Source organism: Bordetella sp. N (assembly GCF_001433395.1).
Classification (GTDB): domain Bacteria; phylum Pseudomonadota; class Gammaproteobacteria; order Burkholderiales; family Burkholderiaceae_B; genus Bordetella_C.
In genome coordinates this window covers 2,344,241-2,369,045 of sequence record NZ_CP013111.1, presented here as the reverse complement: position 1 = coordinate 2,369,045, position 24,805 = coordinate 2,344,241, and the positions used below count along the sequence as shown (strand labels likewise).

Genomic DNA, 24,805 nt, shown 5'->3' with positions numbered 1-24,805 from the left:
CATGTCCATACTTCGACAACTTCTATTGAGCATCACGCTGGCCATCGCCATCATCCTGTTGGGGACTCTGGCCTTGAGCGTGACGGCCGCGCGCGACTATCTTGCCGGGCAGTTGCAGGTGCAGAGCAATGACGCGGCGGTATCGCTGGCCCTGTCGTTGTCGCAGCCGGCGAACAGCGATCGGATCACGCAGGAGCTGCTGGTTTCCGCGCTGTTCGACGGGGGGCATTTCTCCCTGGTCAAGCTGACGGATCCGCAAGGCAAGGTTGTGATCACGCGCAGTACGGACGCCTTGGCCGCCGTGCCGGGCTGGTTCCAGCGGCTGGTGCCGCTGTCGGCCAAGTCGGCCACCCATGTGGTGACGGACGGCTGGCGGCAGTTGGGGGAGGTCACCCTGACCGCCACGGATATCTACGCGTGGGAGACCCTGTGGGGCAGCAGCCTGCGCATGATCTTGCTGGTGGTCGCGTCGGGCGCGGTCTGGGCCTTGTTCGCCTTTGCCCTGGTGCGCTGGATCGAGAAGCGGTTGTTGGCCGAGGTGGGCGAGCAGATGCGCGCCATCGGCCGCGGCCAGTGGGGTCAAAGGCTGGCGCCGCGGGTGCCGGAACTCAGCGGCATCACGGACGCCCTGAATCAGACCCGCGATCAGCTGCGCGCCAGCGCGGACGAGCAGAACGCCAAGATCGAATCGCTGCAGATCGAGGTCAACCGGGATCCGGTGACGGGCCTGGCCAATCGCAAGTATTTCATCAACGAATTCCTGCGTGAGCTGGATCCGGATCGCGCCTTGACGGGGCCGGGCGCCAGCGCGCCGGGCGGCCATATCCTGGTGTTCCGCCAACGCGATCTGGGGGCGATCAACCGCCATATGCCGCGCGAGTTCGTGGACCAATGGCTGCGCACGCTGGTCGAGCGCCTGCGTGCCATGCTGGAGAACATGCAAGTGGGCGAGCCCGTGCTGGCGCGCTTGAATGGTTCGGATTTTGCCTTGCTGTTGCCGCATTGCTCGGCGCCCAAGGCCATCATGGTGGCCGAGCGGCTACGCGCGGAACTGCGTACGGCGCGCATACCGGTGGGCGAGGGCGGCTTGTGCCGCTGGGTGCAGGCCTTGGCGGATTACGCGCCGGGCGCTCAGGTTGGCGACCTGCTGGGGCGGCTGGATTATGCCTTGATGCGGGGCGAAAGTTCAGGCGACGATCATGTGCAGCTGACGTCGGACGACGAGCCGATGTTGTCGGCCAATAGTGAATCGTCGTGGCGCCAGGTGATCACGGCGGGCATCGAGCGGGAGCGCTTCACCTTGTCCTTGCAGCCGCTGTCCTTCCTGGACGGGCAAGTGCTGCGGCAGGAAGCGACGCTGATGCTGCATAGCGAGGATGCGGCGGAACCGTTGCCGGCGCGGCTGTTCATTCCGGCGGCGATACGTCTGGACCTGTCCGCCGATTGCGATATCCAGGCGGTGCGGCTTGCGGTGAGCTGGCTGACGATGAATCCGGGCGAGCTGACGATACGCCTGTCCATGCCGTCGCTGGGGCACCAGAATTTCCTCTTGCAGCTGGAGCGTATCCTGGCGGAGAAGCGGGCGCAGGCCAGCCGACTGCTGATCGAGGTCGATGCGCATGCCCTGGTTGAACGCCATGCCGAAGTGGCGGCGCTGTGCCGGGTGGCGGTGAAGACGGGGATGCGGGTGGGCGTGCGGCGCCTGGCGCAGCAGTTCAACGCCTTGAGCCAACTGCATAATCTGCAGCTCGCTTATGTGAAGCTGGGTGGTGGCTTTGTCGGCGGGATGGCGCACAGTATCGGTAGCCAGCAGCTGACCGTGTCGGTGCTGGAGACCGCGCGCACCTTGAATATCGCCGTGTATGCCGAGGATGTGCCGGATGCCGTGACGCGGAATATCCTGGCCAACCTCGGGATCACCATCATGAGTGGGCCGGGGGTAGGCCAGCAGCCCGATGCGGGGAGGGTGGCTTGATGCCGCTCCGGCGTCCTGTACGGCTTGTTTATGCTTTCAGCGTGGCGATGACCGGCGCGTGGTCGGAGGGTTGCGGGTTGCCGCGCGGGCCCTTGTCCACGACGCATTCGGTGCAGTCCTGCGCCAGGGCATTCGACAGCAGGACGTGGTCGATGCGCAGGCCGGCGTTGCGGCGGAAGCCCATCATCCGGTAGTCCCACCAGGAGAATGTTTTCTCCGGCTGCTCGAACAGGCGGAAGGAGTCGACCAGGCCCAGGTCGATCAGTCCGAAGAACGCGTCGCGCTCCGGGCCGGAGACCAGCACCTGGCCTTCCCATTTGGCCGGATCGTGGACGTCGGCGTCGGCCGGCGCCACGTTGTAGTCGCCCAGCACGGCCAGGCGCGGATGCAGGTCCAGTTCGCCCTTGAGCCATTCATGCATCGCGGCGAACCAGCGCAGCTTGTACTCGTACTTATCGGTGCCGACGGCTTGGCCGTTGGGGCAATAGGCGCAGATGACGCGGATATCGCCGCCGGGCGCCGGTATGGTCAGTGCCAGCACGCGCTGCTGCGGATCTTCCAGGCCCGGGATGTTCCGGATCATGCCCGTTCCGGGCTGGCGCGACAGAATCGCCACCCCGTTATAGGTTTTCTGCCCGGCCCAGACCGCGTGATAGCCCGCCTGGGTGAAAGCGTCCACCGGAAACTTGTCGTCGGTCAGCTTCAATTCCTGCAGGCAGAGCACGTCCACCGGATTGGCTTGCAGCCAGTCGAGGACTTGCGGAAGACGAACGTTAAGGGAGTTGATGTTCCAGGTGGCAAGTTTCATGGTGGTGAAAGAAATACTTTATAGATATCCGGGGCAATAGTATCAGCCTGCCGGGGGGCTACTGGGTCAACTGGAGATCTCACATGAACGCTATGCCCGGTAATTCCCAGCACCTGCGTTATCGCGTGAGACCCGCGCGTTTACGGCCTGGGAAAAGTTCAGAACTCAAAGATTTTGTTCAGTTTCACGCGGATTTCAAAGATTTTGTTCAGCTTTCTTGTTGGCGAAGGCGGGGCGAAGCCCTGGGCTACCTAAGCCCGCTTCGGGCTGGCGCGCCGTTTTGAGGGACCGAGCAGATCGCTTTTCAATTCGCCCAGCTCAATGACACAGGGTTCGGCGCACAGGGCGTTGCGGAAGTCCTCCCAGACACTGTCCAGACAGCTGTTGGGCTTCTTCAAACTGTCCCGCAGTTGGTGAGCGGTCAGGGCGAGGGCGCGTAAGCGCTTGATTTCATGGAGCAGCGCCAGGACGTCCTCCCAGACCACCTTGTCCTGATATGCACAGGGCGCACGGTCCGCCGAGGCTTCATAGCGGGCGCGGATCTTGGCAAGGTCGGCAGAAGTGAGCGGGGTACGGAAGGGCATCGCGGCTGAAAAATACTGTATATAAACACAGTATATCCGGCGCCGCCCCTCCTACCCATCGAAGATACAAATCAGATGCTCAGCGGCAAAACCACCGCCAGTGAACCAGTTAATGAACCAGCTTGAAATACCCCGAGGTCAGTTCCGACCATTCCTCGCGGGCGTTCCAGAGCACGGCCATCGGCATCATCCAGGGGAAGTCCATGTGGGACACCACGCGCAAGTCATCTTCGCGCAGACGCCCGTTGGGATGGATGCGGCCCTCGATGATACGGCGGCGCCGGATCATTTCTTCGTCGAGATTTTCCAGTACCAGCAACTGCATGACTTCATCACGCATATGCTTCAGGAAGGTATCGATACGGCTGTCGGCGAACAACAACTCGGCCTGCCGCATGCCCGCCAGGAACTGACGCGACTGGTCGAGGGTGACCACCCCCGTGACCCAGCCCGAAGCCAGCGTATCGCTGACACTGTTATAGATCGCCAGGCGCTTGTCGAAGAGGTCACGCCTGGACTTGCTGCGCGATACCCGCAAGCTGGCTGCGGCAATGAAGGCGCCGCCCAGGGCAACGCAGGGTCCGGTGAAAGCTTGGGATAGCTCGGCGAAGGTGTTGAAGTCCAAGTTCTCAAGCCTCGTGGTCGTATGTCCCATGATTTACGACCATCCCGGCCCAGACTTAAGGCTGGCCCGCGCGGCCCTCCGTCAACGCACCAGCATCGCCACCAGCACGAGCACCAGCAAACCGACGTAGACGCGGGCGTGAACGCGGTCCGGCACCTTTCCGATGAACGGACTGGTCAGGCGGATGCCCAGCCAGGACCCGGCGATCAGAATCAGCAGGGCACGCAGGTCCACGTAGCCGATGTGCCAGTCCCCCAGCGCCGGCGCCTGCCACGCCAGGACCACATAGGCGGCCGCGCCAGCCACGGCCACGGGCAGAGACAGCGGATTGGCCATGGCCGTGGCCCGGGTCATGTCGACGCCACGGCGGCGCATCAAGGGTACGGTCATGACGCTGCCGCCGACGCCAAGAAAGGCGGCGATCAGGCCGATGGTCACGCCGACCACGGTGTTCGACGCGGCGCCAGGCGCCTTGGCCGTCATGGCCGGACGCGCCATGAAACCCGGCCGCAACACGCAGTCCAGTATCGTCAGGGCCAGATAGGCGGCAAACGCCCAGCGCAGGCTGTCGCCCGTGACCATGGTGGCGGCCGCCGCGCCGCCGGCCGCGCCCAGCGCGATGGGCGCCAGCAGCGGGCGCACGCGCGGCCACTCGATATTGCCCGCTCTCTGGTGCCGCCGCGTCGCCATCGCCGCGCCGAAGATCATCACGCACGTGGACGTGGCCACCGCGATCTGCATCGCCGCCGAGGCCGCCGGACTGCCGGCCGGGTGCGTCAAGGTCAGCAGCTTGTAGAGCAGGGGCACGACGACAAAGCCACCGCCGAAACCGAACAGGACCGTCGTGACGCCGGCCAGGCAGCCAAACGCGGCCAAAAGTAGATAAAGCGACATGGAAAATGGATAGGGCAAACAGCGGTTGCGAGAGCTTCAAAGCTTACGCAATCGCCCGCTGGCCGGCTTGCGAGAATATGCCGTTAATATTCGACTTTCAGCCAATCCCTGCAGCTTCGTATGCGCAACGTTTTCCTGGATTCCGTCGACGCCGTCGCACGTCCGGTCCTGGCAATCAGCACTGACTATCCGCCCGGCCTGCTGCTGGAAACCCACAGCCATCGCCGGGCCCAGTTCCTCTACGGCGCGACGGGACTGATGGAAGTGGGCACCGACGATGGCGCCTGGGTGGTGCCGCCGGACAGCGGCGTATGGATACCCGCCGGCAAGCCGCATCGGGTAAGAATGGTCGGCGTGAGCACGCGCAGCCTGTACATCGAACCCGCCGCGGCGCCGCGCAAGAGCCTGCAATGCGAGGTGCTGAAGGTGTCGCCCCTGTTGCGTCAGCTGCTGCTGGCCAGCAGCGATGTCCCGGCCGAGTACGACCATAAGGGCCGCGACGGCGCCTTGATGCGGCTGGTCCTGCATGAGGTCGCCCGCGCGCCGTCCCTGCCTTTCTTCGCGCCGCTGCCGCGCCATCCCGCCTTGGCCGAGTTGTGCGTCGCCTTCCTGCACCAGCCCGGGATACGCGACCTGGCGGCCGATTGGGCCCAGCGCTTGCACAAGAGCGAACGCAGCTTCAGCCGCCTGTTCCGCCAGGAAACCGGCATGGCCTTCGGGCAATGGCGTCAGCAGGCCTGCCTGCTGGCCGCGCTGTCGCGGCTGGCGGAAGGGCAGTCGGTCACGTCGGTGGCATTGGAGTTGGGCTACGACAGCCCGGCGGCGTTTTCGACGATGTTCCGCAAGCGCCTGGGACAACCGCCATCGGCTTTCGGGCCGGATCGGCAGCAGGACTGAATTCAGCTACGCTTAGTTCAGCTACGCTAATGGCGACTAGTCACGCCACCTACACCGCAACGATATTCCACGGAGATTCACCATGAAAACCAGCGCCCGCAACCAGTTCGCCGGCACCATCCAAAGCATCAAGACCGGCGCGGTCAATGATGAAATCGTGCTGCGCACCAAGGAAGGGCTGGAACTCGTTGCGATCATCACACATGCCAGTACCGTCGCGCTGGGCCTGACGCCGGGCAAGGCCGCGTACGCCTTGATCAAGGCTTCGTCCATCATCGTCATGATGGAAGCCGACAAGGTGCTCGTGTCCGCGCGCAATTGCCTGCGTGGCAAGCTGACCGCCGTGACCAAGGGCGCCGTCAACGCCGAAGTGCAGATCGACACGCACGAAGGTGCGCGCGTCGCCGCCATCGTCACCAACGAGAGCGCCGACCGCCTGGATCTGGCCACGGGCAAGGAAGCGACGGCCATCTTCAAGGCGTCCAGCGTGCTGATCGCCGTGGATGACTGAACCGTAGGTGCCATGAAATAAGCGAGCCGCGCGGACAACGCCCGCGCGGCTCGTGCCTGCAGCAATCCTGTATCAGTCCTGCTTCAATCCTGCATGCAGACGTACTTGGGTTCCAGGTATTCCTCGATTCCGTGGCGCGAGCCTTCGCGGCCCAGGCCGGATTGCTTGACGCCACCGAAAGGCGCGACCTCGTTCGAGATCAGGCCGGTGTTGACACCGACCATGCCGGTTTCCAGGCTTTCGCTGACGCGCCAGATACGGCGGCGGTCTTCCGTGAAGATGTACGCAGCCAGGCCGAACTCCGTGTCATTGGCCAAGGCAACCGCTTCTTCCTCGGTCTCGAAACGGAACAGCGGCGCCATCGGGCCGAAGGTTTCTTCCTGGGCCACGCGCATGCCCTGCGTGACGCCGGTCAACACCGTGGGCGTGAAGAACGTGCCGCCCAAAGGATGATCCGTGCCACCTACAGCCACCTTGGCGCCTTGCGCCACGGCGTCGTCGATGTGCTGGCGCACTTTGGCGACAGCCTTGTCGTTGATCAACGGCCCCTGGGTGACACCCGCCTCCAGGCCATTGCCCACGCGCATGGCGCCGACGGCCGCCACCAGGCGTTCGACGATGCGGTCATAGATGCCCGCCTGCACATAGATGCGGTTGGCGCACACGCAAGTCTGGCCCGCATTGCGGAACTTGGAAGCGATGATGCCTTCCACCGCGCGCTCCACGTCGGCGTCGTCGAATACGATCAGGGGCGCATTGCCACCCAGTTCCAGCGACAGCTTCTTGATGGTCGGGGCGCATTGGCTCATCAGGATGCGGCCGACGTTGGTCGAGCCGGTGAAGCTGAGCTTGCGCACGACATCGCTTTCGCACAGCGCCTGGCCGATGGCCGCCGCATCGCCGGTGACGAACTGCAGCACGCCGGCGGGAATGCCCGCTTCGATCGCCAGCACGCCCAGGGCCAACGCCGTCAAAGGCGTCAGCTCGGCGGGCTTGACCACCATGGTGCAGCCGGCGGCCAGCGCCGGGCCCACTTTGCGGGTGATCATCGCCGCCGGGAAATTCCACGGCGTGATGGCGGCGCAAACGCCGATCGGCTGCTTCAGCACGACGATGTGCTGGCCGACCCGCTGGCCTTGCAGCACTTCACCGTCGACGCGCTTGGCTTCTTCGGCGAACCATTCGACGAAGGAGGCCGCGTACGCGACTTCGCCTTGCGCCTCGGGCAAAGGCTTGCCCTGTTCGCGCGTCATCAGCATGCCCAGGTCACGTTGATGCTGCAGGATCAGGTCGTTCCAGCGCCGCAGCACGGCGGCCCGGTCGCGCGCCGTGCGGGCTCGCCACGCGGGCAGGGCGGCCGCGGCGGCCGCGATGGCGCGCTCGGTTTCCGCGCGGCCCATGAAGGGCACGCTGCCCACCTGAGCGCCCGTGGCGGGATCCGTCACGGCCAGGGTGCGGCCGCTGTCGGCGCCGATCCACTCACCGTCGATCAGGCACAGGTCGCGCAGCAGGTCGGGGCGTTCGAGTTCGATCTTGGACAGGTTCGCGCTCATGCTTGCAGCGCCTCGTCCAGGATGCCCAGGGCGCGTTCGAATTGCGCGTCGGGAATGGTCAGCGGGTAGAGGAAGCGAATCACGTTGCCGTACATGCCGCAGCTCAACAGCACCAGGCCCAGTTCCTGGGCGCGTTGCTGGATCCGGCGCACGGCGTCGGCATCCGGCTCGCCGGCTGCGTTGCGCAACTCGATGGCGACCATCGAACCCTGGGCGCGGATATCGACGATGCCGGCATTCTTCTTCTGGGCAGCGCGCAGGCGGGCCACCAGGCGCTCGCCCAGCGACGCGGCGCGTTCGCACAGATTTTCTTCGGCGATCACGTCCAGCACGGCATGCGCGGCCGCCACGGACAAGGGGTTGCCGGCATAGGTGCCGCCCAGGCCGCCGGGGGCAGGTGCGTCCATCACTTCGGCGCGGCCGCAGACGGCCGACAGCGGCATGCCGCCCGCCAGGCTCTTGGCCATGGTGATCAGGTCGGGTTGCACGCCATGGTGTTCCATGGAGAACAGCTTGCCGGTACGGCCATAGCCGGTCTGGACTTCATCGGCGATCAGCACGATGCCGTGCTCGTCGCACAGGGCGCGCAGGCCTTGCATCAGTTCCGTCGGCGCGACGTTGAAGCCGCCTTCGCCCTGGACCGGTTCGATGATGATGGCCGCCACGCGCTTGGGATCGATGTCCGCCTTGAACAGCAGGTTGATCGCCGCCAGCGAGTCCTTGGTCGTCACGCCGCCCACGGTGCTCGGGAAGGGCACGTGATAGACCTCGCCCGGGAACGGGCCGAAGCCGGCCTTGTAGGGCTGCACTTTGCCGGTCAGGGCCAGGGTCATCATGGTGCGGCCGTGGAAGCCGCCGGCGAAGGCGATCACGCCCGAACGGCCGGTGTAGGCGCGGGCGATCTTCACCGCGTTCTCTACGGCTTCGGCGCCGGTGGTGAAGAAGGCGGTCTTGGCCGGGCCCTTGATGGGAGCGGCGGCATTGATGCGCTCGGCCAGGGACACCACGCTTTCGTAGGGGACGATCTGGTACGCGGTGTGCGTGAAGCTTTCCAGCTGCGCGCCGATGGCAGCGGTGATGCGGGGGTGACGATGGCCGGTGTTCAGCACGGCGATGCCGGCGGCGAAGTCGATGAATTCGCGGCCTTCCACGTCCCAGATCGTGGCGTTTTCAGCGCGTTGGGCATAGAAGTCACACATCACTCCCACGCCGCGCGGGGTGGCGGCCAGGCGGCGGGACTGCAGATCGGCGTTTTTCATGGTGAAGGCGTGTCGGTAGGGGTTCGGGGGAAAAACCTGATTTAATGGCGAATTGGCCCCTTCCGAAAGATCCAGTTCGTTGAAATGGATGGGGCCAATTGAATTTCCCCTGTTCGGAGTCTTAGGATGATCAAGTCGATCTGCGCCGATCTGGTCCTGCAGCGCCTGGCGCCGTCGGGGTCGGGCACGTTGAATCGTCAGCTGTATGAGTGCCTGCGCGGGGCCATCCTGGATGGCAGCCTGCCGCCCTCCAGTCCGCTGCCCGCGTCGCGCGACCTGGCGCGCGAGGTCGGCATGTCGCGTAATACCGTGCTGCACGCCTACGAGCAGTTGCGCACCGAAGGCTATGTCCACGCCCGCGTCGGCAGCGGCACCTTCGTGGCGGAAACCGCACCGGACAGCTATCTGAGCGCCGACCGCCAGCAGGGCTTGCAGGCGCTGCGGGCCGCCGCCGACCAGCCGGCCGCGGCCGCGGCCAACGCGCCGGTACGCCTGGCGCGGCGCGCGCAGACGCTACTGTCCAACGTCTCCGCGGCGCCGGGGCAGTGGGGCGCCTTCATGCCCGGCGTGCCGGACGTGACGCAGTTTCCGAACCGGCATTTCAGCCGCATTCTGACGCGTTTGTGGCGCGACCCGGCGCCGCAACTGCTGACGTACACACACGGTGGCGGCCATCCGGCCTTGCGCGCCGCCATCGCCGACCATGTGCGGGTGGCGCGGTCGGTGCGTTGCGATCCCGACCAGATTCTGGTGACCGAGGGCGTGCACCAGGCGATCGATCTGAGCTTGCGCATGCTGGTCGATCCACGCGAGACCGTCTGGGTGGAGGAGCCGGGCTACTGGGGCTTCCACAAGGTCCTGCAGATGGTGTCGGCGGTGGTGAAGCCCCTGCGCGTGGAGGCCGAAGGCAGCGGCTGGCCGGCGGGCAAAGTGCCGCCCCGGCTGATCTTCGTGACGCCGTCGCATCAATATCCGCTTGGCCTGGTGATGAGCCTGGCGCGCCGGCGCGAGTTGCTGGAGTACGCGCGGGCCTCGGGCAGCTGGATCGTCGAAGACGACTACGACAGCGAGTTCCGCTACGCGGGCCGGCCGATCCCGGCCATGCAGGGATTGGAGGAAAACGCGCCTGTCATCTACATCGGCACCTTCAGCAAGACCTTATTTCCCGGCCTGCGCGTGGGCTATATGGTGTTGCCGCGCGCCTTGGCCGAGCCGTTCCGCAGCGCGCACGCGGATCTATACCGGGAAGGGCATGGCTTGACCCAGGCCGCCCTGGCCGAGCTGCTGGAGCAGGGCCACTATGCGGCGCACATCCGCCGCATGCGGGTGCTGTACGCGCGCCGGCGCGCCTTGCTTGAAGGCTTGATCAATCGCTACCTGGGGCCGGAATACCTGGACCCGCAGTCGAGCAACGCGGGCCTGCACCTGGTGCTGCGGCTGCCGCCGGATTGCGATGACGTGGCGATCACGGCGGCGGCGCAGGCGCGTGGCGTACTGACCCGGCCTTTGTCGCGCTATTACCAGCATCCGGGTGCGCGGCGCGGGCTGCTGCTTGGCTATGCGTGCGTCCATGAAAAAGACATCGCACCGGCTTTCCACACGTTGCGAGCCTGCTTGGAAGGCCCCCCCCTACCGCGCTAAGCGCGGCCCCCCAGGGGCGAAACCGGCGGACCGGGAAACCCGGCTCCGCGGTTTCCCCGACTGGGCCGAGGTTCTTGTGTGGGCCTTCAAACACAAAGGCCCGTCTGGGCTCTCGCGCACCTGATTACCTAAGCACCGGCATGGTGCGCCGCGCTTCATTTGTGCGCCGCGGAGCACATCCGCGGTGCGCGGCAGTAGCTGAATCTCCTTAGAACACCCTGCGCCCGCCCGTGCGCAAAGTTGGCATAGCCTTTGCTTTAGTCGTCTTGTACACAAGTTTGGATTTCAGATTTTCGAATCCGCCTAACAGTGCGAGACAACGTGGCTTCTTCCTTATCCGCTTTCTCTTCTTCCACGCCCGCGCCCGGCGCCGCGCCCGCCGCCTCCGGCACGCCGGCTTGCGCCTGGATCACGCGCCTGGATACGCCGTTGACGGCGTCCGCATCGACCGGACCGTTGGCCGGCCTGCGCTTCGCCGCCAAGGACAATATCGATGCGGCGGGGGTACCGACCACTGCGGCCTGCCCGGAATTCGCCTACGTTCCAACTGAACATGCCACCGTGGTCGGGCGCCTGCTCGATGCCGGCGCTGCCCTGGTCGGCAAGACCAATCTGGATCAATTCGCTTGCGGACTGAACGGCAGCCGCTCTCCCTATGGCGCCGTGCCCAACAGCTTCGATGCGCGCTATGTCAGTGGCGGTTCGAGTTCGGGGTCGGCTTACGTCGTGGCGACCGGCGAATGCGATTTCGCGCTGGGCACGGACACCGCCGGCTCCGGGCGCGTGCCCGCCGGCCTGAACAATATCGTCGGCCTGAAGCCTTCGAAGGGCTTGATTCCCGCATACGGCGTGGTTCCCGCCGCGCAGAGCGTGGACTGCGTGTCCATCCTGGCCCGCACGGTCAGTGTCGCCGTGCAGGTATTGGAAGCGGCGCTGGGCTACGACCCGCGCGATCCTTATTCGCGGGATCTGACGCTGGCGACCACCCCGTTCCCCGCGACCTTCCGTTTCGGTGTGCCTGCGCAGCTGGAATTCTTCGGCGACGAATTGGCGCGCGCGGCGTTCGACGAGGCCATCGTTCGTCTGACCAAGCTCGGCGGCGCGCCGGTGCCGGTGGACTACACACCGTTGGCCGAGGCAGCCAGCCTGCTTTATGAAAGCGCCTTGGTCGCCGAACGTTATGCCGCCGTGCGACCGTACTTCGATGCGCATGCCGAAACGGTCATCGAACCGGTGCGTTCGATACTCGCGGCCGGCAAGCAGTACGACGCCGCCCAGGTCTACCAGGCCCAGCACAAGCTGCGCGCGCTGGGCCAGCAGGCCGCCGCGATGTGGCAGGACATCGACGTGCTGTGCGTACCCACCGCGCCGACCCACTGCACCCTGGACGCCATGGCGCGCGAGCCGGTGCAGCGCAATCGCGAACTGGGCCAGTACACGAACTTCGTCAATCTGCTGGACTACGCCGCGCTGTCGGTGCCGGCCAGCATCCGGCCCGACGGCCTGCCTTTCGGCATCACCTTGATCGGTGGCGCCGGCAGCGACTGGCAACTGGCCGATCTTGGCCAACGCTTCCATCACGATACCGGCTTGACGCAAGGCGCCACCGGCGTCGCGCTGCCGGCGCCGCGTCAGATTCCCGCGCTGGCGCCGTCGCCGGCCACGCATTTGCCCCTGGTCGTCGTCGGCGCGCATCTGACCGGATTGCCGCTGAACAGCCAACTGACCGAGCGTGGCGCCGTGCTGGCGCAGCGCACGGCCACCGCGCCCCGTTATCGCCTGTACGCGCTGCCCGGCACCGTGCCGCCCAAGCCGGGCTTGCAACGCGTGGATGCCGACGGCGCCGCCATCGAAGTGGAAGTGTGGCAGGTGCCGCTGGCGGCGGTCGGCAGCTTCCTGGCGCTGGTGCCCGCGCCCCTGGCCTTGGGCAGCGTCGAACTGGCCGACGGCCGCTGGGAACATGGCTTCGTATGCGAAGGCCATGCCCTGGCTGCCGCCCGCGATATCACGGCCCTGGGCGGCTGGCGCGCCTATGTGGCCACGCTTTGATTCCCATACGAACCGAATTCTTCTTCTCCCCGCTGAACGTTAATCCCGACTTTTGGAGTTGCTCATGACCAAGCCCACCATCAAGACCGCCGCATTGCCCGATGCCGGTCGTCGTCGCACTTTGCTGACCGGCGCCGCCGCCCTGGGCGTGATGGCCGCGCCGGCCTTCGTGCGCGCCGAGTCCTCGCCGAAGATCCGCATCGGCTTCTGGCCGGTGGCCGCGGCGCTGCCGTTCTTCGCGGCGGTGGAGAAGGGCTACTTCAAGGACGCCGGCCTGGATGTCGAAGTGCAGAAGTTCGCGGGCGCCCAGCAGGTCATGGAAGGGATGCTGGCGGGCCGTTGCGACGGCAGCGCCAACGGCGTGGGCGCCGCCAACCTGGCCATCGGTGAAATCGCCCAGCCCGGCATGTTCAAGATCTTCTGCACCAACCCCAGCAATGCCAAGAACGTGCTGGAAGAGTTCGTGGTGGCCAAGGACAGCCCCTACAAGACAGTGGCGGACCTGAAGGGCAAGAAGATCGCCAGCGGCCCCGGCATCCAGAACGTGACCCTGGCCAAGACCATGTTGGAACGTGCCGGCGCGACCGGCGCCACCGTGGTCGAACTGCCGATCGGCCAGCACGTCGCCGCCATCGTGGCCGGCCAGGTCGACGGTGTGTACACGCTGGAGCCGACCGGCACCGTGGGCCGCCTGAACGGCACCACCCGCGTGCTGGAGGCCGGTGTGGTGGCCCATTACATCCTGGGCGATCCCCTGGCGCCGTGGCACGGCGGCGCGGCCAGCCTGACCACCGACTTCATCAAGAAGTACCCCGAGGCCACCAAGAAATACATCGCGGCCTACAAGCGCGGCATTCAGCTGGTGCGAGAGAACCCTGAAGACGCGCGCCAGTATCTGAAGGGCTACACCGCCATCGAGGGCGCCCTGACCAAGGAAGTGCCGCTGGCCGCCTACATGACCTACGACGAGTACACGCCCAGCGATATCCAGTACTTCCAGAAGTTCTACGACCTGTTCACCGAGAAGGGCATCTTCTCGCAAAAGGTCGACGTTACGAAACTGATTTACAAGGCTTGATCATGTCCAAGGCTCCTCCACCTGTCCCGGCCGCGGGGAACACGACGGCGTGGGCTCCCCCCGTCTCCAACGACGCGGCGCCGCCCAAGGCTCCGCTGCGCGACCGCTTCCTGCCCTTCGTGGGGCCGGTCGTGCTGTTCATCATCTGGGACCTGGTGGTCCGAGCCGGTTTGATCAAGGCCATCCTGCTGCCCAGCCCGGCTGACACGCTGGTGGCGCTGGTCACCGGTCTGGCCGGCGGGCCGCTGTTGACCGACTTCGCGGTGACGGTCGCCCGCACGCTTGAAGCCTTCGTGATTGCCGCCGTCATCGGCATGCCCCTGGGCGTGCTATTGGGCAGCAATGAAAAGGCCTATCGCAGCGTCGAGTTCCTGATCGACTTTTTCCGCTCGACGCCGTCGTCCGCGCTGATTCCGCTTTTCCTGCTGATCTTCGGCGTCAGCGATATCAACAAGGTGGCCATCGCGGCATTCGGCGCCTTGCTGATCGTGGTGTTCAACAGTGCTTACGGCGTGATCAACGCCCGCAAGCAGCGCGTTATGGCGGCCAAGGTGATGGGCGCCTCGCGCTGGCGCATCTTCAAGGACGTGCTGTTGTGGGAAAGCCTGCAGCCCAGCTTCGTCGGCTTGCGGTCGGCAGTGTCGATGGCTTTGGTTATCGTCATCGTGGCGGAGATGTTCATCGGGTCGGAAAACGGCCTGGGCCACGCGATCATCGACGCCCAGCAAGTGTTGAACGTCAAGACCATGTATGCGGCCATCCTCGCGGCCGGCGCGCTGGGTTATGTGTTGAACATCCTGTTCCTTGTGCTGGAACGCCGTGTCGTTCACTGGAGCGGAAGGTAAGCCATGAGTACTGTCTTGAATCCTCCGGCTTTTGCCGACGTGCCCAAACCCCGCTTCCAGCCGGGTCCCGTGGGCACCCACATCACCATCCGTGGGCTGACCAAGTATTTCGCGGGCTGGCCGCTGTACGAGAACTTCGACCTCGACATTCCCAAGAACAAGATCGTGTCGGTCTTCGGGCCCAACGGTTGCGGCAAGAGCACCCTGATCAATATGATCGCGGGACTGATTCCCATCGACCGCGGCGAGATCCTGTTCGATGGCAAGTCCTTGAAGGATACGAAGATCGGCTACGTCTTCCAGAACTATCGCGAGGCGATGTTCCCCTGGATGCGGACGATAGACAACATCGCGTATCCGCTGCTGCTGGAAGGCAAGAGCAAGGCCGAGGTCGACCGCCGCATGGAAGAGCTGGTGGCTTCCTTCGACGTCAAGTTCGACCTGAACCGCTACCCTTATGAATTGTCGGGTGGCCAGCAGCAGACGGCGTCCATCATGCGCGCGCTGGCGCCGCGGCCGGAAGTGCTGTTCCTCGATGAGCCGTTCTCCGCGCTGGATTTCGAGATGACCCTGTTCATCCGGGAAAAGCTGCAGGAGGTGTTCATGCAGACCGGCACCACCATGCTGCTCGTGTCGCACGACCTGGAAGAGGCGGTATATCTGGCGGACCAGATCCTGCTGCTGACCAAACGGCCCACCAAGGTGGCGGAGATCCTGGAATACTCGGATCCGCGGCCGCGCACGCTGGAAACCTTGTCCCAGCCCAGCTTCGTGGCCGCCAAAAAATTGAGCCTGGAGATTTTCCAGCGGGAAGTAAGGCGGTAAAAGCTTTGCCGCGCCAGCGCGGCAAAGCGTGCTGCTGTAAGGCGCTGTTCCGCCATGGCGTGGCGGGTGACGGCGCCGATGACGCCTTGGGCGACAAAAGGATAGCGATGACGGAAGAGACCCGTATTCTGGATTTTGTGAACGCCAGCGCGGCGCTGCTGGATCTGCCGCTGCCGGCGGATCGCGCGCAGCGCGTGGCCGCCCACCTGGGGCGTACCCGGGCCATGGCCGCCATGCTGGACGCGGCGCCCATGGGCGTGGAGGACGAACCGGTCGCCTTGTTCTGCCCGGCGCCGTTTCCGGCGCAGGCGGAGGGTGTTGCCGCAGTCGAGGCGCCCGCCACGGCCGCTACTGAAAGCCTGCAGCGGCTCGCCGCCGCAGCAGCGCCTGCTGGTGCAACGACCGCTGGTGCAACAACCGCTGGTGCAGCAACCGCTGGCGGGACCGCGACCGCCATCGCGACCTCTGCCGCGGACGACGCTGACACGCTGGCCCGCCTGGCCGCCGTGGCGAGCGGCGAACTGCGCGCCCGCGACTGGCTGGAACAGTGCATCGCCCGCATCGAAGCCGTGGACGGCCGCGTCAACGCCTTCACCTTGCGCACCCTGGACCGCGCACGCCGCGAAGCCGATGCCATCGACGCCCGGCGCGCGGCCGGCGAGACGCTGCCGCCCCTGGCGGGCCTGCCTTACGCCGTCAAGAACCTGTTCGACATCGAAGGTGAGGTGACGGTCGCCGGCTCCATCATCAACCGCGACCATGCCGCCGCCTCCGCCGACGCCATCCTGGTGCAACGTCTGCGAGATGCAGGCGCCGTGCTGGTGGGCGCGCTGAACATGGACGAGTATGCCTATGGCTTCACCACGGAGAACACCCATTACGGCCCGGCCCACAATCCGCATGACCTGCGACGCATCGCCGGCGGTTCGTCGGGCGGCTCCGGCGCGGCGGTAGCGGCTGGGGAAGTGCCCCTGACGCTGGGATCCGATACCAACGGTTCGATCCGCGTCCCCGCGTCGCTGTGCGGCGTGTGGGGACTGAAGCCGACCTTCGGCCGGCTGTCGCGGCGCGGCACGTATCCCTTCGTCCACAGCATCGATCACCTGGGTCCCTTCGCGGACTCGGCCGGCTTGCTGGCGCGAGTCTACGACACCCTGCAGTTCGCCGACGTGAAGGATCCAGGCTGCCATGCGCAGGCAGTCCAGTCCGTATCGCCGTCTTTGGAAGAGGGCGTGGATGGCTTGCGCGTAGGCCTGCTGGACAGCTACTTCGAAGACAACGCCACCGAACCCGCGCGCGCCGCGGTGCGGATCGCCGGCAAGGCCCTGGGCGTACAGGCCATGGTCGAATGGCCGGACGCCGGCCTGGCGCGGGTCGCGGCCTTCATCATCACGGCCAGCGAAGGCGGCAGCCTGCACCTGGACGACCTGCGCAGCCGCGCCGACGAGTTCGAGCCGCTATCGGTCGACCGCTTCATCGCGGGCGCGCTGCAACCGGCGCACTGGGTGGCGCGCGCGCATCGCTTCCGCCGGCTCTATCGGGAACGCGTGCTGGCCTTGTTCGGTAAATGGGACATCCTGCTGGCGGCCGCGACGCCGGTGCCGGCCTTGCCGATCGGCACGGAGTGGCTGGACGTGAATGGCACCACGCAGCCGGCACGCGCCGCGATGGGCCTGCTGACGCAGCCGATTTCCTTCGCGGGCTGCCCGGTGGTGGCCGCGCCGGTCTGGCCGGAAGGCACGCAAGGCCTGCCGCTGGGGGTGCAGATCATCACGGCGCCGTGGCGCGAAGACCTGGCCCTGCGTGCCGCGCGCGTCCTGGAAAAAGCCGGCGTGGCGGGGCTGCGCCCGGCTGCGTTGTGACGGCGCGCGAGCGATGACGACCCGCAATGTCACGCCGGCCCCGACGAGGTCCGCCACTGGCTCCCAAGGACAGCCGCGCGCCCGGACGCCGTCTGCGGCGGAGGCTCCGCCGGGTGGCCGGGAGCGGAGCCCTGGCGCGCCGCCGGAATTGTCGACCGTCGTTCCCCCCGAGCATCGCACCCGCGCGGCGGACGTCTACGAGCTGCTCAAGCGCGACATCGCCGACTTCCGCCTGGTGCCGGGTGACCGCTTCACCGAAAGTGAAATCAGCGATCGACTGGGCGTGTCGCGCACGCCAGTACGTCAGGCCTTGTTCCGCCTGCAGCAGGAAGGCTTTGTAGAAGTGCTGTTCCGTGCCGGCTGGCGCGTGCTGCCCTTCGACTTCAAGCAATTCGAGCAGTTGTACGACTTGCGCATGGTGCTGGAGTGCGAGGCCGTGCGGCGCTTATGCGCGGCATCGCCGCGCATCGACCGGGCCGCCGTGGACGCGCTGGCCGACATCTGGCTGGTGGCGGCCACCGACCGCTGCCAGGATATGGCCCAGGTAGGCTTGTGGGACGAGGCCTTCCACTGCACCCTGGTCAGCGCGGCCGGCAACGAGGAAATGGCCCGCGTCCATCGCGAGGTCACCGACCGCATCCGCATCATCCGCCGCCTGGACTTCACCCAGCGCCCCCGCGTGGAAGCGACCTATGACGAGCACGCCCAGATCCTGCGCGCCATCCTGGCGCAACGGGCCGACGAGGCCTGCCGGCTGCTCACCGCCCATATCGCCTCCAGCCAGGCCGAAGTGCGCAAGATCACTCTGCACGAGGTGTATCTGGCCCGGCAGGCGCACGGCCAGGCTTGAGCAGGCGGGCGCCTGGTTCGCCGGCATCATCCCAGTGCGGGTCGCCGCTGATCAGGTCGCGCAGGAAGTCCACGAAAGCGCGCACCTTGGGCGACAGGTTCTTGCCCGGCAGGTAGACGGCGCTGACCCGCGGGCCCTGCGCGACGTAGTCGGTGAGCACCGGGCGCAGCCGGCCGTCGCGCAAAGCGTCGGCGGCGATGAAATTGCTGATCATGGCCACGCCCAGGCCCGCCGTCGCCGCTTCCAGCAAGGACTCCGCGTTATTGATGTTGAGCCGGCCCGAGACGGTCTTCGCAAACGCCTTGCCGTCCTTGAGGAACTGCCATTCTCGATAGCGGCCGGTGTGCATCATCACGTACGCCAGGCAGTGATGCCGATCCAGGTCTTCCGGCGTGGCGGGGGCGCCGTGCCGGGCCAGGTAGTCGGGCGACGCACAGGCGACGAAGCGCAGATGGCATAGATGCCGCGCGATCAGGCGGGCGTCCGCGGGCTCTCCGATCTGCACGGCCACGTCTATGCCTTCGTACGCCAGATCTATCATGCGGTCGCTCAACTCCGCGTCCAGCACCAGATCCGGATAGCGCTCCATGAAGCCGCTGAGCGCCGGCACGATGACGCGGCGGCCGAAGCCCACGGGCATATGCAGCCGCAGCCGTCCATGCGGGGCGGCGCGCGAACGGTTCAGCGCGTTTTCAGCGTCGTCGACATCGGTGAGTATCTGCTGACAGCGTTCGAAGAAGCTGGCGCCGTCATTGGTCAGGCCCACGGAGCGGGTGGTGCGGTGCAGCAGCCGCACGCCCAGTTCCTGTTCCAGCCGGGTGATGGCCTTGCTGACGGCAGATGACGTCAGGCCCAGATGCTTGGCCGCGTCGGTGAAGCTGCGCGTTTCGGCGACCTTCGCGAACACGCGGATGGCGTTCAGATTCTCCATGTCCCCTCCCGATCGGACTTATGAATCCGATTCAATAGTGTTCGTCATTCTAGCTAATTGATCGCCCGCCACGCCGGAATTTAGACTGCTTGCACTGACATTCGCTCCCCGTCATCGCCCGGCACAGGGCACGGCATCGAGATGGACATGACGCCACGTCAGACGGGAACGCCAAGGAGGCAATGCAATGCTGCTAGAACAGCCCGGCATGGTGGGCGGCCTGCGCCTGAAGAATCGCGTGGTGATGGCGCCCATGGGCACCAACTACAGCACCACCGACGGCCTGTCGACGGAGCGCGACAAGCAGTACTACGCCGAACGCGCCAAGGGGGGCGTCGGCATGATCATGACGGAGGCCATGGTCGTCACCGAGCAGGCCCGGCCGCACAACAACTCGCTGTGCTGTTATCACGACCGCTTCATTCCCGGCCTGGCCAGCATCGTCGAAGCCATCAAGCAGCATGATTGCCACGTGTTCGGGCAACTCAACCATCGCGGTGCATTGCTGCGGCGTTCGGTGCTGAACATGGAGCCGGTGGGCCCGTCGCCCTGGGTCAACCCCAACACGGGCGACGCGGTGCGGCCGCTGGCGGTCGACGAAATCACGCAGATTCAGAAACTGTTCGTCGCCGCGGCGCGGCGGCTGTGGCGGGCCGGTTACGACGGCGTGGAGATACACGCGGCCAATGGCTACCTGTTCCAGCAGTTCTTCAGTCCGCGCATCAACCACCGCGACGATCACTACGGCGGCAGCATCGCCAACCGCATGCGCTTCCTGCTGGAAACGATGAACCGCATGCGCGACGCCTTGCCCGACCTGCGCCTGGTCATCCGCCTGAGCGTGAGCGAATTCGCTGAAGGCGGTTACGGCCAGGACGAGATCGTCGCCTTGGCCCAGGCGGTGCAGGGCGCCGGCGCGGACGCCATCGATCTGTCGGGCGGCAGCAATGAAAGCCCGCAGCTGTCCAAGTTCTGTATCCAGCCGCCGTCCTTCCCGCGCGCCTGTCTGGCCGATGCGGCAAGGCCGATCAAGGAGGCGGTGGACATCCCCGTTTTCGTGGCCGGGCGTATGGTCGAGCCCGCCGACGCCGAATACATGCTGGCGTCGGGCAGTGCCGACTTCGTGTCCATAGGCCGTGCGCTGTACGCCGACCCGCACTGGTGCGCGAAAGCCTTCGGCAAGGTGAAAGCGCCGATCCGGCAGTGCATCGCCTGCAATGTCTGCTTCGAGCGCCTGACCCTGGAAAAGGACGTGTCCTGTGTGCAGAACCCGATGATAGGCACGGAATTCGAAGCGCTGCCTTACGCGGAGCCGCAGCTGTTCCAGCCTGCCAGGGAGAAGGCGGGCAGCGGGGCGCGGCGAGTCCTGGTGCTTGGGGCTGGGGTGGCCGGAATGGAAGCCGCCCGCGTACTGCGTGGCAACGGCCACGACGTGGAAGTCTGGGAAAAGCAGGCGCGGCCGGGTGGCCAGGTGCCGCTGGCCTGTGCCGCGCCCGACAAGACCGAAGTCGAGCCGGTGTGGACCTACCGCTGGCAAGCGGCGCAGGCCATGGGCATTCCGGTGCGCATGGGTGTCAGCGCGGATGCCTCGGCCATACGGGCTTGGGCGCCGGATCACATCGTCGTCGCCACGGGCGCGCGGCCGGCGCCGCCGCCGTTCGACGTCAGCGGCCTGGATGCGTCGATACGTGTGTGCCACGCCTGGGATGTGCTGGCGGAGCTGGATCGCCTGGATCCGCGAAGCCGCGTGACCATCGTGGGCGGCGGCATGGTCGGCGCTGAAACCGCGGATGCGCTGCGGGTACGCGATATCGCGACGACGGTGCTGGAAGTGCAGCCGACCATCGCCAACGGCATGGCCCGCAACAATAAGTTCGAGCTGATCGAGCGCCTGCAGGCCGGCGGCATCCACGTGCTGACGCAATGCCGCATCCTGGCCGCTCAAGGCAAACACCTGCGGGTGCAGATCGGCGATCAGGCGCCGCAGGACCTGGACGTTGGCGACGTGCTGGCCTTCGCCACGGGACCCCGTCCGGCGCTGGACGTTATCGATGAAATCGAAAAGACCGGCATTCCCTACGCGCGCATCGGCGATTGCAACGCGCCGGGCGATTTCCTGGCCGCGCTGCGCGATGCCTGGATGGTGGCCCTGGCCGTGGACGGCGACAGCCGCACGGCGCATTCCGAGGGACACGCGACCGAGGGGCGCTCCACCAAGGGTCACGCCACCAAGGGGCATGCCGCCGCCATCAACAAGCCCGCTTACCAACGGAACACCTGCGCATCATGACGCCCAACGACACGCAAGCCTTGCCTGAATACGAGGTCTACGCCATCCGCTACGCCACGCGGGACGCGCGCCGCCAGAACAATTTCATCGGCGGCGATCCGCACGACGGGCCGATGCCCATGGACTACTACGTCTGGCTGATTCGCGGCCATGGCCAGCTGTTCGTGGTCGACACGGGCTTCGGACCCGACGTGGCCGCCAAGCGAGGCCGCAGCTTGCTGCGCACGCCTGCCGAGGGCCTGGCCCTGCTGGATGTCGACGCGGCCACGGTGCCCGAAGTGATCCTTACGCACCTGCACTACGACCACGTCGGCACCTTCGATGCCTTCACCGCCGCGCGCTTCCATCTGCAGGATGCCGAAATGGAATACGCCACCGGCCGCCATATGCGCCACAAGCAGTTCAACCATGGCTATGAGGTGGACGAAGTGACGGGGATGGTGCGCCTGGTCTTCCAGGATCGCGTGGTGTTCCATGCAGGCGAAGCCGAGTTGGCGCCGGGCATCAGCGTGCATCGTATCGGCGGTCACACCAATGGCTTGCAGTGCGTGCGCGTGCACACCCGGCGCGGCTGGGTGGTGCTGGCGTCGGACACCAGCCATTACTACGAGCACTTCCAGAAGAAGCGCGTGTTCACGACCTGCTTCCATATTGGCGATGCGATCGAGGGGTATCTGACCCTGCAGCGCCTGGCGGACAGCCCGGAGCACATCGTGCCGGGGCACGACCCCGAGGTGATGCGCCGCTATCCGCCGGCCGCGGCGGACCTGGTCGATATCGCGGTCAGGCTGGACGCGGAGCCCCTGGCCTGAGTGCCCGGACCCGGTTTCGGCTGCGGGGCAGGGCGGCCCCGCGGCGGCGCAGCAAACGGCCCGGATAACGATAAGACAGATAACGATAAGACCACCAAGGAGACGATCATGCCGAGCATTACCCGCTATCTCAGCTGTCTCGCCACCGGCCTGATGCTGGCCGGCGCCGCCGCATCAACCGCCCACGCGGCGGACAAATACCCCGAACGCCCCATCCGCCTGCTGGTGGCCTTTCCCGCCGGGGGCAGCGCCGACATCGTGGCGCGCATGGTCACGCAGAAGGTCAACGAGCTGTCCGGCTACAACTTCGTGGTGGAGAACCGCCCGGGGGCGGGCGGCAACCTCGCGTTCGACGCCACGGCCACCGCGCCGGCGGACGGCTATACCTTGCTGTTCAGCACGCCGGGCATCGCCATCAATCCCAGCCTGTACCGAAAGGTTGAATACAAGCTGAGCGACTTCAAGCCCATCGCCCTGGTCGGCGAGGCGCCCCTGGTGCTGATGGTGCGGCCGGACCTGCCCGCCAAATCCATGCAGGAACTGATCCAGCTCAGCAAGCAGAAGCCGGACGCGGTGCGCTTCGCCAGTTCCGGCAACGGCAGCTCGTCGCATCTGGCCGCCGAGGTCCTGCGGTCCATGTCGGGCCTGCAATATCTGCACGTGCCCTACAAGGGCGGCTCGGCGGCCGTCACCGACATGATAGGCAACCGGGTCGACATGACGGTGCTGCCGATCTCCGAAAGCATGCCCTATATCCGCGACAACCGTTTGCGCGCGCTGGGCCAGACCGGCGCGCAGCGCTCGCCGATCGCGCCGGACGTCCCGACCATGGCCGAAGGCGGTGTCCAGGGCTACTCGGTGACCACCTGGTACATGCTGCTCGGGCCGGCTAAGCTGCCCGATGCAATCGCCACGCAGCTGGCGCAGAAGTTCGATCAGGCCTTGAAAGACGAGGACCTGCGCAAGCGGCTGACCAATGCGGGCGTGAGCATCATCAACCAGGGGCCTGCCCAGACCGCCGTATTCCTCAAGGAGGAATCCGTGAAATGGTCCAAGGCCATCGCGGCTTCGGGCACGCACATCGAATGAGATAAGAGGAGACAGACACCATGAGCAGTTCACAACCGCCCTTGCTGGAAAACGCCACACGCGACCTGGCGGCTTTCGCCGCCGGCATCCGCTACGAGGATCTGCCGCCGGAGGTGGTGGACCGGATCAAGAGCAGCGTGCTGGACAGCATCGGATGTTGCCTTTTCGGCGCGACGTTGCCCTGGACCGCGCACGTGCAGGCCATGGTGGAGGAAGAGGGCGCGACACCGGTGGCATCGCTGTTCGGCAGCGGCCGCAAGACGTCGGTGTCGCAGGCGGTGCTGGTCAATGCGACGGCGGGCCATGCTTTCGAGCTGGATGACATCCATAAGGAGTCCATCGTTCATCCCGGCTCCATCGCGACGCCGGTGGGCCTGGCCTTGGCGGAGCGCGACGGCGGCTGGAGCGGCCGCGACCTGATCACCGCGATGGCCGCCGGCTACGAAATCGGCACCCGCGTGGGCAACGCCGCGACGATGCGCCTGTTCTTCCGCGGCTTTCATCCGCAGGGCAGTTCCGGTGTGTTCGTGGGCGCGGCGACGGCGGGCCGGGCGTTGGGACTCAACGCGGGCCGCATGCAGCATGCGCTGGGCATCGCGGGTTCGCAGGCGGGCGGCTTGATGGCGGCGCAGGAAGGCGCCATGGTCAAGCGTTTCCATTCGGGCCGCGCCGCCCAGAGCGGTGTCTATTCCGCCTTGCTGGCACGGCGCGATTTCACCGGCATCACCGATGTGCTGGAGGCGAGCTACGGCGGCTATCTGAGTACCTATTCCGGCGAGCCCAATGCCGCGCGCCTGACGGACGGCCTGGGACAGGAATGGGAAACCGCCAAGATCGGCTACAAGCCGCACGCCAGCGTGACCAGCATCCACGCGGCGCTGGACGCGCTGGCGCAGGTGATGCGCGAGAACGATTTGCGGCCCGACGATATCGAACACCTGGATGTCGGCGTCAGCCACATGACCTTCGTGCATTGCGCGTGGGACTACAAGGCGCAGGGTGTCACGGCCGCGCAGATGAATCTCTATTACGGCCTGGCGGTGATTGCCCACGATGGCGTGGCCTTCGTCAGCCAATACCGCCAGGACCGCCTGGCCGATCCGCGCCTGCTGGATTTCATCACCCGCATCCATGCTCGCACGGAAGAGCGCTTCGACACCATGGGCCCTGCCTTCCGGCACGCCGCCGTGGTGACGGTACGCACGCGCGACGGCCGCAGCTTGACGCACGAAATCCTCAACCGGCGCGGCAGCCCGGAAAACCCGATCAGCGCGGCGGACGTGGAATACAAATTCCGCAATGTCGTCGAGTCCTGCCTGAGCGCCGCCGACATCGACAAGGTAGTGCGCTGGTCCAAGGATCTTGAACGCCTGGATGACCTGGATCCCTTGATTCGCCTGCTGGCCGCCCCGCGCGCCTGAATCCTC

The 24,805-nt window shown here is 66.0% G+C and carries 21 protein-coding genes; 14 read left to right on the top strand and 7 right to left on the bottom strand.

The window, feature by feature from the left end; translation table 11 throughout:
* Window position 1 precedes the first annotated feature (1 nt).
* Complete coding sequence (locus tag ASB57_RS10155) at window positions 2-1,975, top strand: LapD/MoxY N-terminal periplasmic domain-containing protein (protein WP_057652128.1); 1,974 nt, start codon at window positions 2-4, stop codon at window positions 1,973-1,975.
* A 28-nt stretch (window positions 1,976-2,003) separates the two neighbouring features.
* On the opposite strand, the gene xth is transcribed toward ASB57_RS10155, so the two are convergent.
* From xth to ASB57_RS10135, 4 genes are all read right to left on the bottom strand, one after another.
* Entirely contained in the window at window positions 2,004-2,783 is a 780-nt protein-coding gene (gene xth / locus ASB57_RS10150) for an exodeoxyribonuclease III (RefSeq protein ID WP_057652127.1), read from the bottom strand.
* Window positions 2,784-3,034: 251 nt separating this feature from the next.
* Window positions 3,035-3,367: a hypothetical protein gene (locus ASB57_RS10145; protein ID WP_057652126.1), complete on the bottom strand. Its 333-nt coding sequence runs from the start codon at window positions 3,365-3,367 to the stop codon at window positions 3,035-3,037.
* 109 nt (window positions 3,368-3,476) lie between these two features.
* A complete protein-coding gene (locus ASB57_RS10140; RefSeq protein WP_057652125.1) occupies window positions 3,477-3,992 on the bottom strand; it encodes a hypothetical protein in 516 nt (171 codons plus the stop codon).
* A gap of 81 nt (window positions 3,993-4,073) precedes the next feature.
* Window positions 4,074-4,886 carry a sulfite exporter TauE/SafE family protein gene (locus tag ASB57_RS10135; protein WP_057652124.1) on the bottom strand — a complete coding sequence of 271 codons (813 nt, stop codon included), beginning with the start codon at window positions 4,884-4,886 and terminating at the stop codon, window positions 4,074-4,076.
* 120 nt (window positions 4,887-5,006) lie between these two features.
* On the opposite strand from ASB57_RS10135, the gene ASB57_RS10130 reads away from it, so the two are divergent.
* Both ASB57_RS10130 and ASB57_RS10125 read left to right on the top strand, forming a co-directional pair.
* Window positions 5,007-5,783, top strand: coding sequence for a helix-turn-helix domain-containing protein (locus ASB57_RS10130; RefSeq protein WP_057652123.1), 777 nt, complete (start codon window positions 5,007-5,009; stop codon window positions 5,781-5,783).
* Between the two features lie 82 nt (window positions 5,784-5,865).
* Window positions 5,866-6,294, top strand: coding sequence for a molybdopterin-binding protein (locus ASB57_RS10125; RefSeq protein ID WP_057652122.1), 429 nt, complete (start codon window positions 5,866-5,868; stop codon window positions 6,292-6,294).
* A gap of 83 nt (window positions 6,295-6,377) precedes the next feature.
* Here the strand turns inward: ASB57_RS10125 and ASB57_RS10120 are convergent, their stop codons facing one another.
* A complete protein-coding gene (locus ASB57_RS10120; RefSeq protein WP_057652121.1) occupies window positions 6,378-7,847 on the bottom strand; it encodes an NAD-dependent succinate-semialdehyde dehydrogenase in 1,470 nt (489 codons plus the stop codon).
* Window positions 7,844-9,106: a 4-aminobutyrate--2-oxoglutarate transaminase gene (locus ASB57_RS10115; protein ID WP_057652120.1), complete on the bottom strand. Its 1,263-nt coding sequence runs from the start codon at window positions 9,104-9,106 to the stop codon at window positions 7,844-7,846. The genes ASB57_RS10120 and ASB57_RS10115 overlap by 4 nt, the downstream gene beginning before the upstream one ends.
* Window positions 9,107-9,232: 126 nt before the next feature.
* Between ASB57_RS10115 and ASB57_RS10110 the strand changes: the two genes are divergently transcribed.
* From ASB57_RS10110 to ASB57_RS10080, 7 genes are all read left to right on the top strand, one after another.
* Window positions 9,233-10,747: a PLP-dependent aminotransferase family protein gene (locus ASB57_RS10110; protein ID WP_197425020.1), complete on the top strand. Its 1,515-nt coding sequence runs from the start codon at window positions 9,233-9,235 to the stop codon at window positions 10,745-10,747.
* Between the two features lie 408 nt (window positions 10,748-11,155).
* Window positions 11,156-12,796 (top strand): allophanate hydrolase, encoded by a 1,641-nt coding sequence (gene atzF / locus ASB57_RS10105; RefSeq protein ID WP_057656052.1) that lies wholly within the window; start codon window positions 11,156-11,158, stop codon window positions 12,794-12,796.
* 64 nt (window positions 12,797-12,860) lie between these two features.
* Window positions 12,861-13,874: an ABC transporter substrate-binding protein gene (locus ASB57_RS10100; protein WP_057652119.1), complete on the top strand. Its 1,014-nt coding sequence runs from the start codon at window positions 12,861-12,863 to the stop codon at window positions 13,872-13,874.
* A gap of 2 nt (window positions 13,875-13,876) precedes the next feature.
* Window positions 13,877-14,719 (top strand): ABC transporter permease, encoded by an 843-nt coding sequence (locus tag ASB57_RS10095; RefSeq protein ID WP_057652118.1) that lies wholly within the window; start codon window positions 13,877-13,879, stop codon window positions 14,717-14,719.
* Between the two features lie 3 nt (window positions 14,720-14,722).
* Entirely contained in the window at window positions 14,723-15,544 is an 822-nt protein-coding gene (locus tag ASB57_RS10090; protein ID WP_057652117.1) for an ABC transporter ATP-binding protein, read from the top strand.
* Window positions 15,545-15,651: 107 nt separating this feature from the next.
* On the top strand, window positions 15,652-17,406 hold the full coding sequence (locus ASB57_RS10085; protein WP_197425018.1) for an AtzE family amidohydrolase: 1,755 nt from the start codon (window positions 15,652-15,654) through the stop codon (window positions 17,404-17,406).
* Window positions 17,407-17,554: 148 nt separating this feature from the next.
* The gene (locus ASB57_RS10080) at window positions 17,555-18,256 is read left to right on the top strand and encodes a GntR family transcriptional regulator (RefSeq protein ID WP_057652116.1); all 702 of its coding nucleotides are present in this window, start codon (window positions 17,555-17,557) and stop codon (window positions 18,254-18,256) included.
* Here the strand turns inward: ASB57_RS10080 and ASB57_RS10075 are convergent.
* Window positions 18,207-19,187, bottom strand: coding sequence for a LysR family transcriptional regulator (locus tag ASB57_RS10075; protein ID WP_057652115.1), 981 nt, complete (start codon window positions 19,185-19,187; stop codon window positions 18,207-18,209). The two genes, ASB57_RS10080 and ASB57_RS10075, sit on opposite strands and share 50 nt — an antisense overlap.
* Window positions 19,188-19,374: 187 nt before the next feature.
* Between ASB57_RS10075 and ASB57_RS10070 the strand changes: the two genes are divergently transcribed.
* The 4 genes from ASB57_RS10070 to ASB57_RS10055 all read left to right on the top strand — a co-directional run bounded on the left by ASB57_RS10070 (window position 19,375) and on the right by ASB57_RS10055 (window position 24,799).
* Window positions 19,375-21,477: an FAD-dependent oxidoreductase gene (locus ASB57_RS10070; RefSeq protein ID WP_057652114.1), complete on the top strand. Its 2,103-nt coding sequence runs from the start codon at window positions 19,375-19,377 to the stop codon at window positions 21,475-21,477.
* Complete coding sequence (locus ASB57_RS10065) at window positions 21,474-22,289, top strand: N-acyl homoserine lactonase family protein (protein ID WP_057652113.1); 816 nt, start codon at window positions 21,474-21,476, stop codon at window positions 22,287-22,289. Before ASB57_RS10070 ends, ASB57_RS10065 begins: the two co-directional genes overlap by 4 nt.
* 108 nt (window positions 22,290-22,397) lie before the next feature.
* Window positions 22,398-23,378, top strand: coding sequence for a tripartite tricarboxylate transporter substrate binding protein (locus tag ASB57_RS10060; protein WP_057652112.1), 981 nt, complete (start codon window positions 22,398-22,400; stop codon window positions 23,376-23,378).
* Between the two features lie 20 nt (window positions 23,379-23,398).
* Entirely contained in the window at window positions 23,399-24,799 is a 1,401-nt protein-coding gene (locus ASB57_RS10055) for an MmgE/PrpD family protein (RefSeq protein WP_057652111.1), read from the top strand.
* Window positions 24,800-24,805 lie beyond the last annotated feature (6 nt).

Bases quoted from the DNA above. Each gene is read 5' to 3' on its own strand.
- ASB57_RS10155 (WP_057652128.1), top strand. From the start codon at position 2: ATGTCCATACTTCGACAACTTCTATTGAGCATCACGCTGGCCATCGCC.
- xth (WP_057652127.1), bottom strand. From the start codon at position 2,783: ATGAAACTTGCCACCTGGAACATCAACTCCCTTAACGTTCGTCTTCCG.
- ASB57_RS10145 (WP_057652126.1), bottom strand. From the start codon at position 3,367: ATGCCCTTCCGTACCCCGCTCACTTCTGCCGACCTTGCCAAGATCCGC.
- ASB57_RS10135 (WP_057652124.1), bottom strand. From the start codon at position 4,886: ATGTCGCTTTATCTACTTTTGGCCGCGTTTGGCTGCCTGGCCGGCGTC.
- ASB57_RS10130 (WP_057652123.1), top strand. From the start codon at position 5,007: ATGCGCAACGTTTTCCTGGATTCCGTCGACGCCGTCGCACGTCCGGTC.
- ASB57_RS10125 (WP_057652122.1), top strand. From the start codon at position 5,866: ATGAAAACCAGCGCCCGCAACCAGTTCGCCGGCACCATCCAAAGCATC.
- ASB57_RS10120 (WP_057652121.1), bottom strand. From the start codon at position 7,847: ATGAGCGCGAACCTGTCCAAGATCGAACTCGAACGCCCCGACCTGCTG.
- ASB57_RS10115 (WP_057652120.1), bottom strand. From the start codon at position 9,106: ATGAAAAACGCCGATCTGCAGTCCCGCCGCCTGGCCGCCACCCCGCGC.
- ASB57_RS10110 (WP_197425020.1), top strand. From the start codon at position 9,233: ATGATCAAGTCGATCTGCGCCGATCTGGTCCTGCAGCGCCTGGCGCCG.
- ASB57_RS10100 (WP_057652119.1), top strand. From the start codon at position 12,861: ATGACCAAGCCCACCATCAAGACCGCCGCATTGCCCGATGCCGGTCGT.
- ASB57_RS10095 (WP_057652118.1), top strand. From the start codon at position 13,877: ATGTCCAAGGCTCCTCCACCTGTCCCGGCCGCGGGGAACACGACGGCG.
- ASB57_RS10090 (WP_057652117.1), top strand. From the start codon at position 14,723: ATGAGTACTGTCTTGAATCCTCCGGCTTTTGCCGACGTGCCCAAACCC.
- ASB57_RS10085 (WP_197425018.1), top strand. From the start codon at position 15,652: ATGACGGAAGAGACCCGTATTCTGGATTTTGTGAACGCCAGCGCGGCG.
- ASB57_RS10075 (WP_057652115.1), bottom strand. From the start codon at position 19,187: ATGGAGAATCTGAACGCCATCCGCGTGTTCGCGAAGGTCGCCGAAACG.
- ASB57_RS10070 (WP_057652114.1), top strand. From the start codon at position 19,375: ATGCTGCTAGAACAGCCCGGCATGGTGGGCGGCCTGCGCCTGAAGAAT.
- ASB57_RS10065 (WP_057652113.1), top strand. From the start codon at position 21,474: ATGACGCCCAACGACACGCAAGCCTTGCCTGAATACGAGGTCTACGCC.
- ASB57_RS10060 (WP_057652112.1), top strand. From the start codon at position 22,398: ATGCCGAGCATTACCCGCTATCTCAGCTGTCTCGCCACCGGCCTGATG.
- ASB57_RS10055 (WP_057652111.1), top strand. From the start codon at position 23,399: ATGAGCAGTTCACAACCGCCCTTGCTGGAAAACGCCACACGCGACCTG.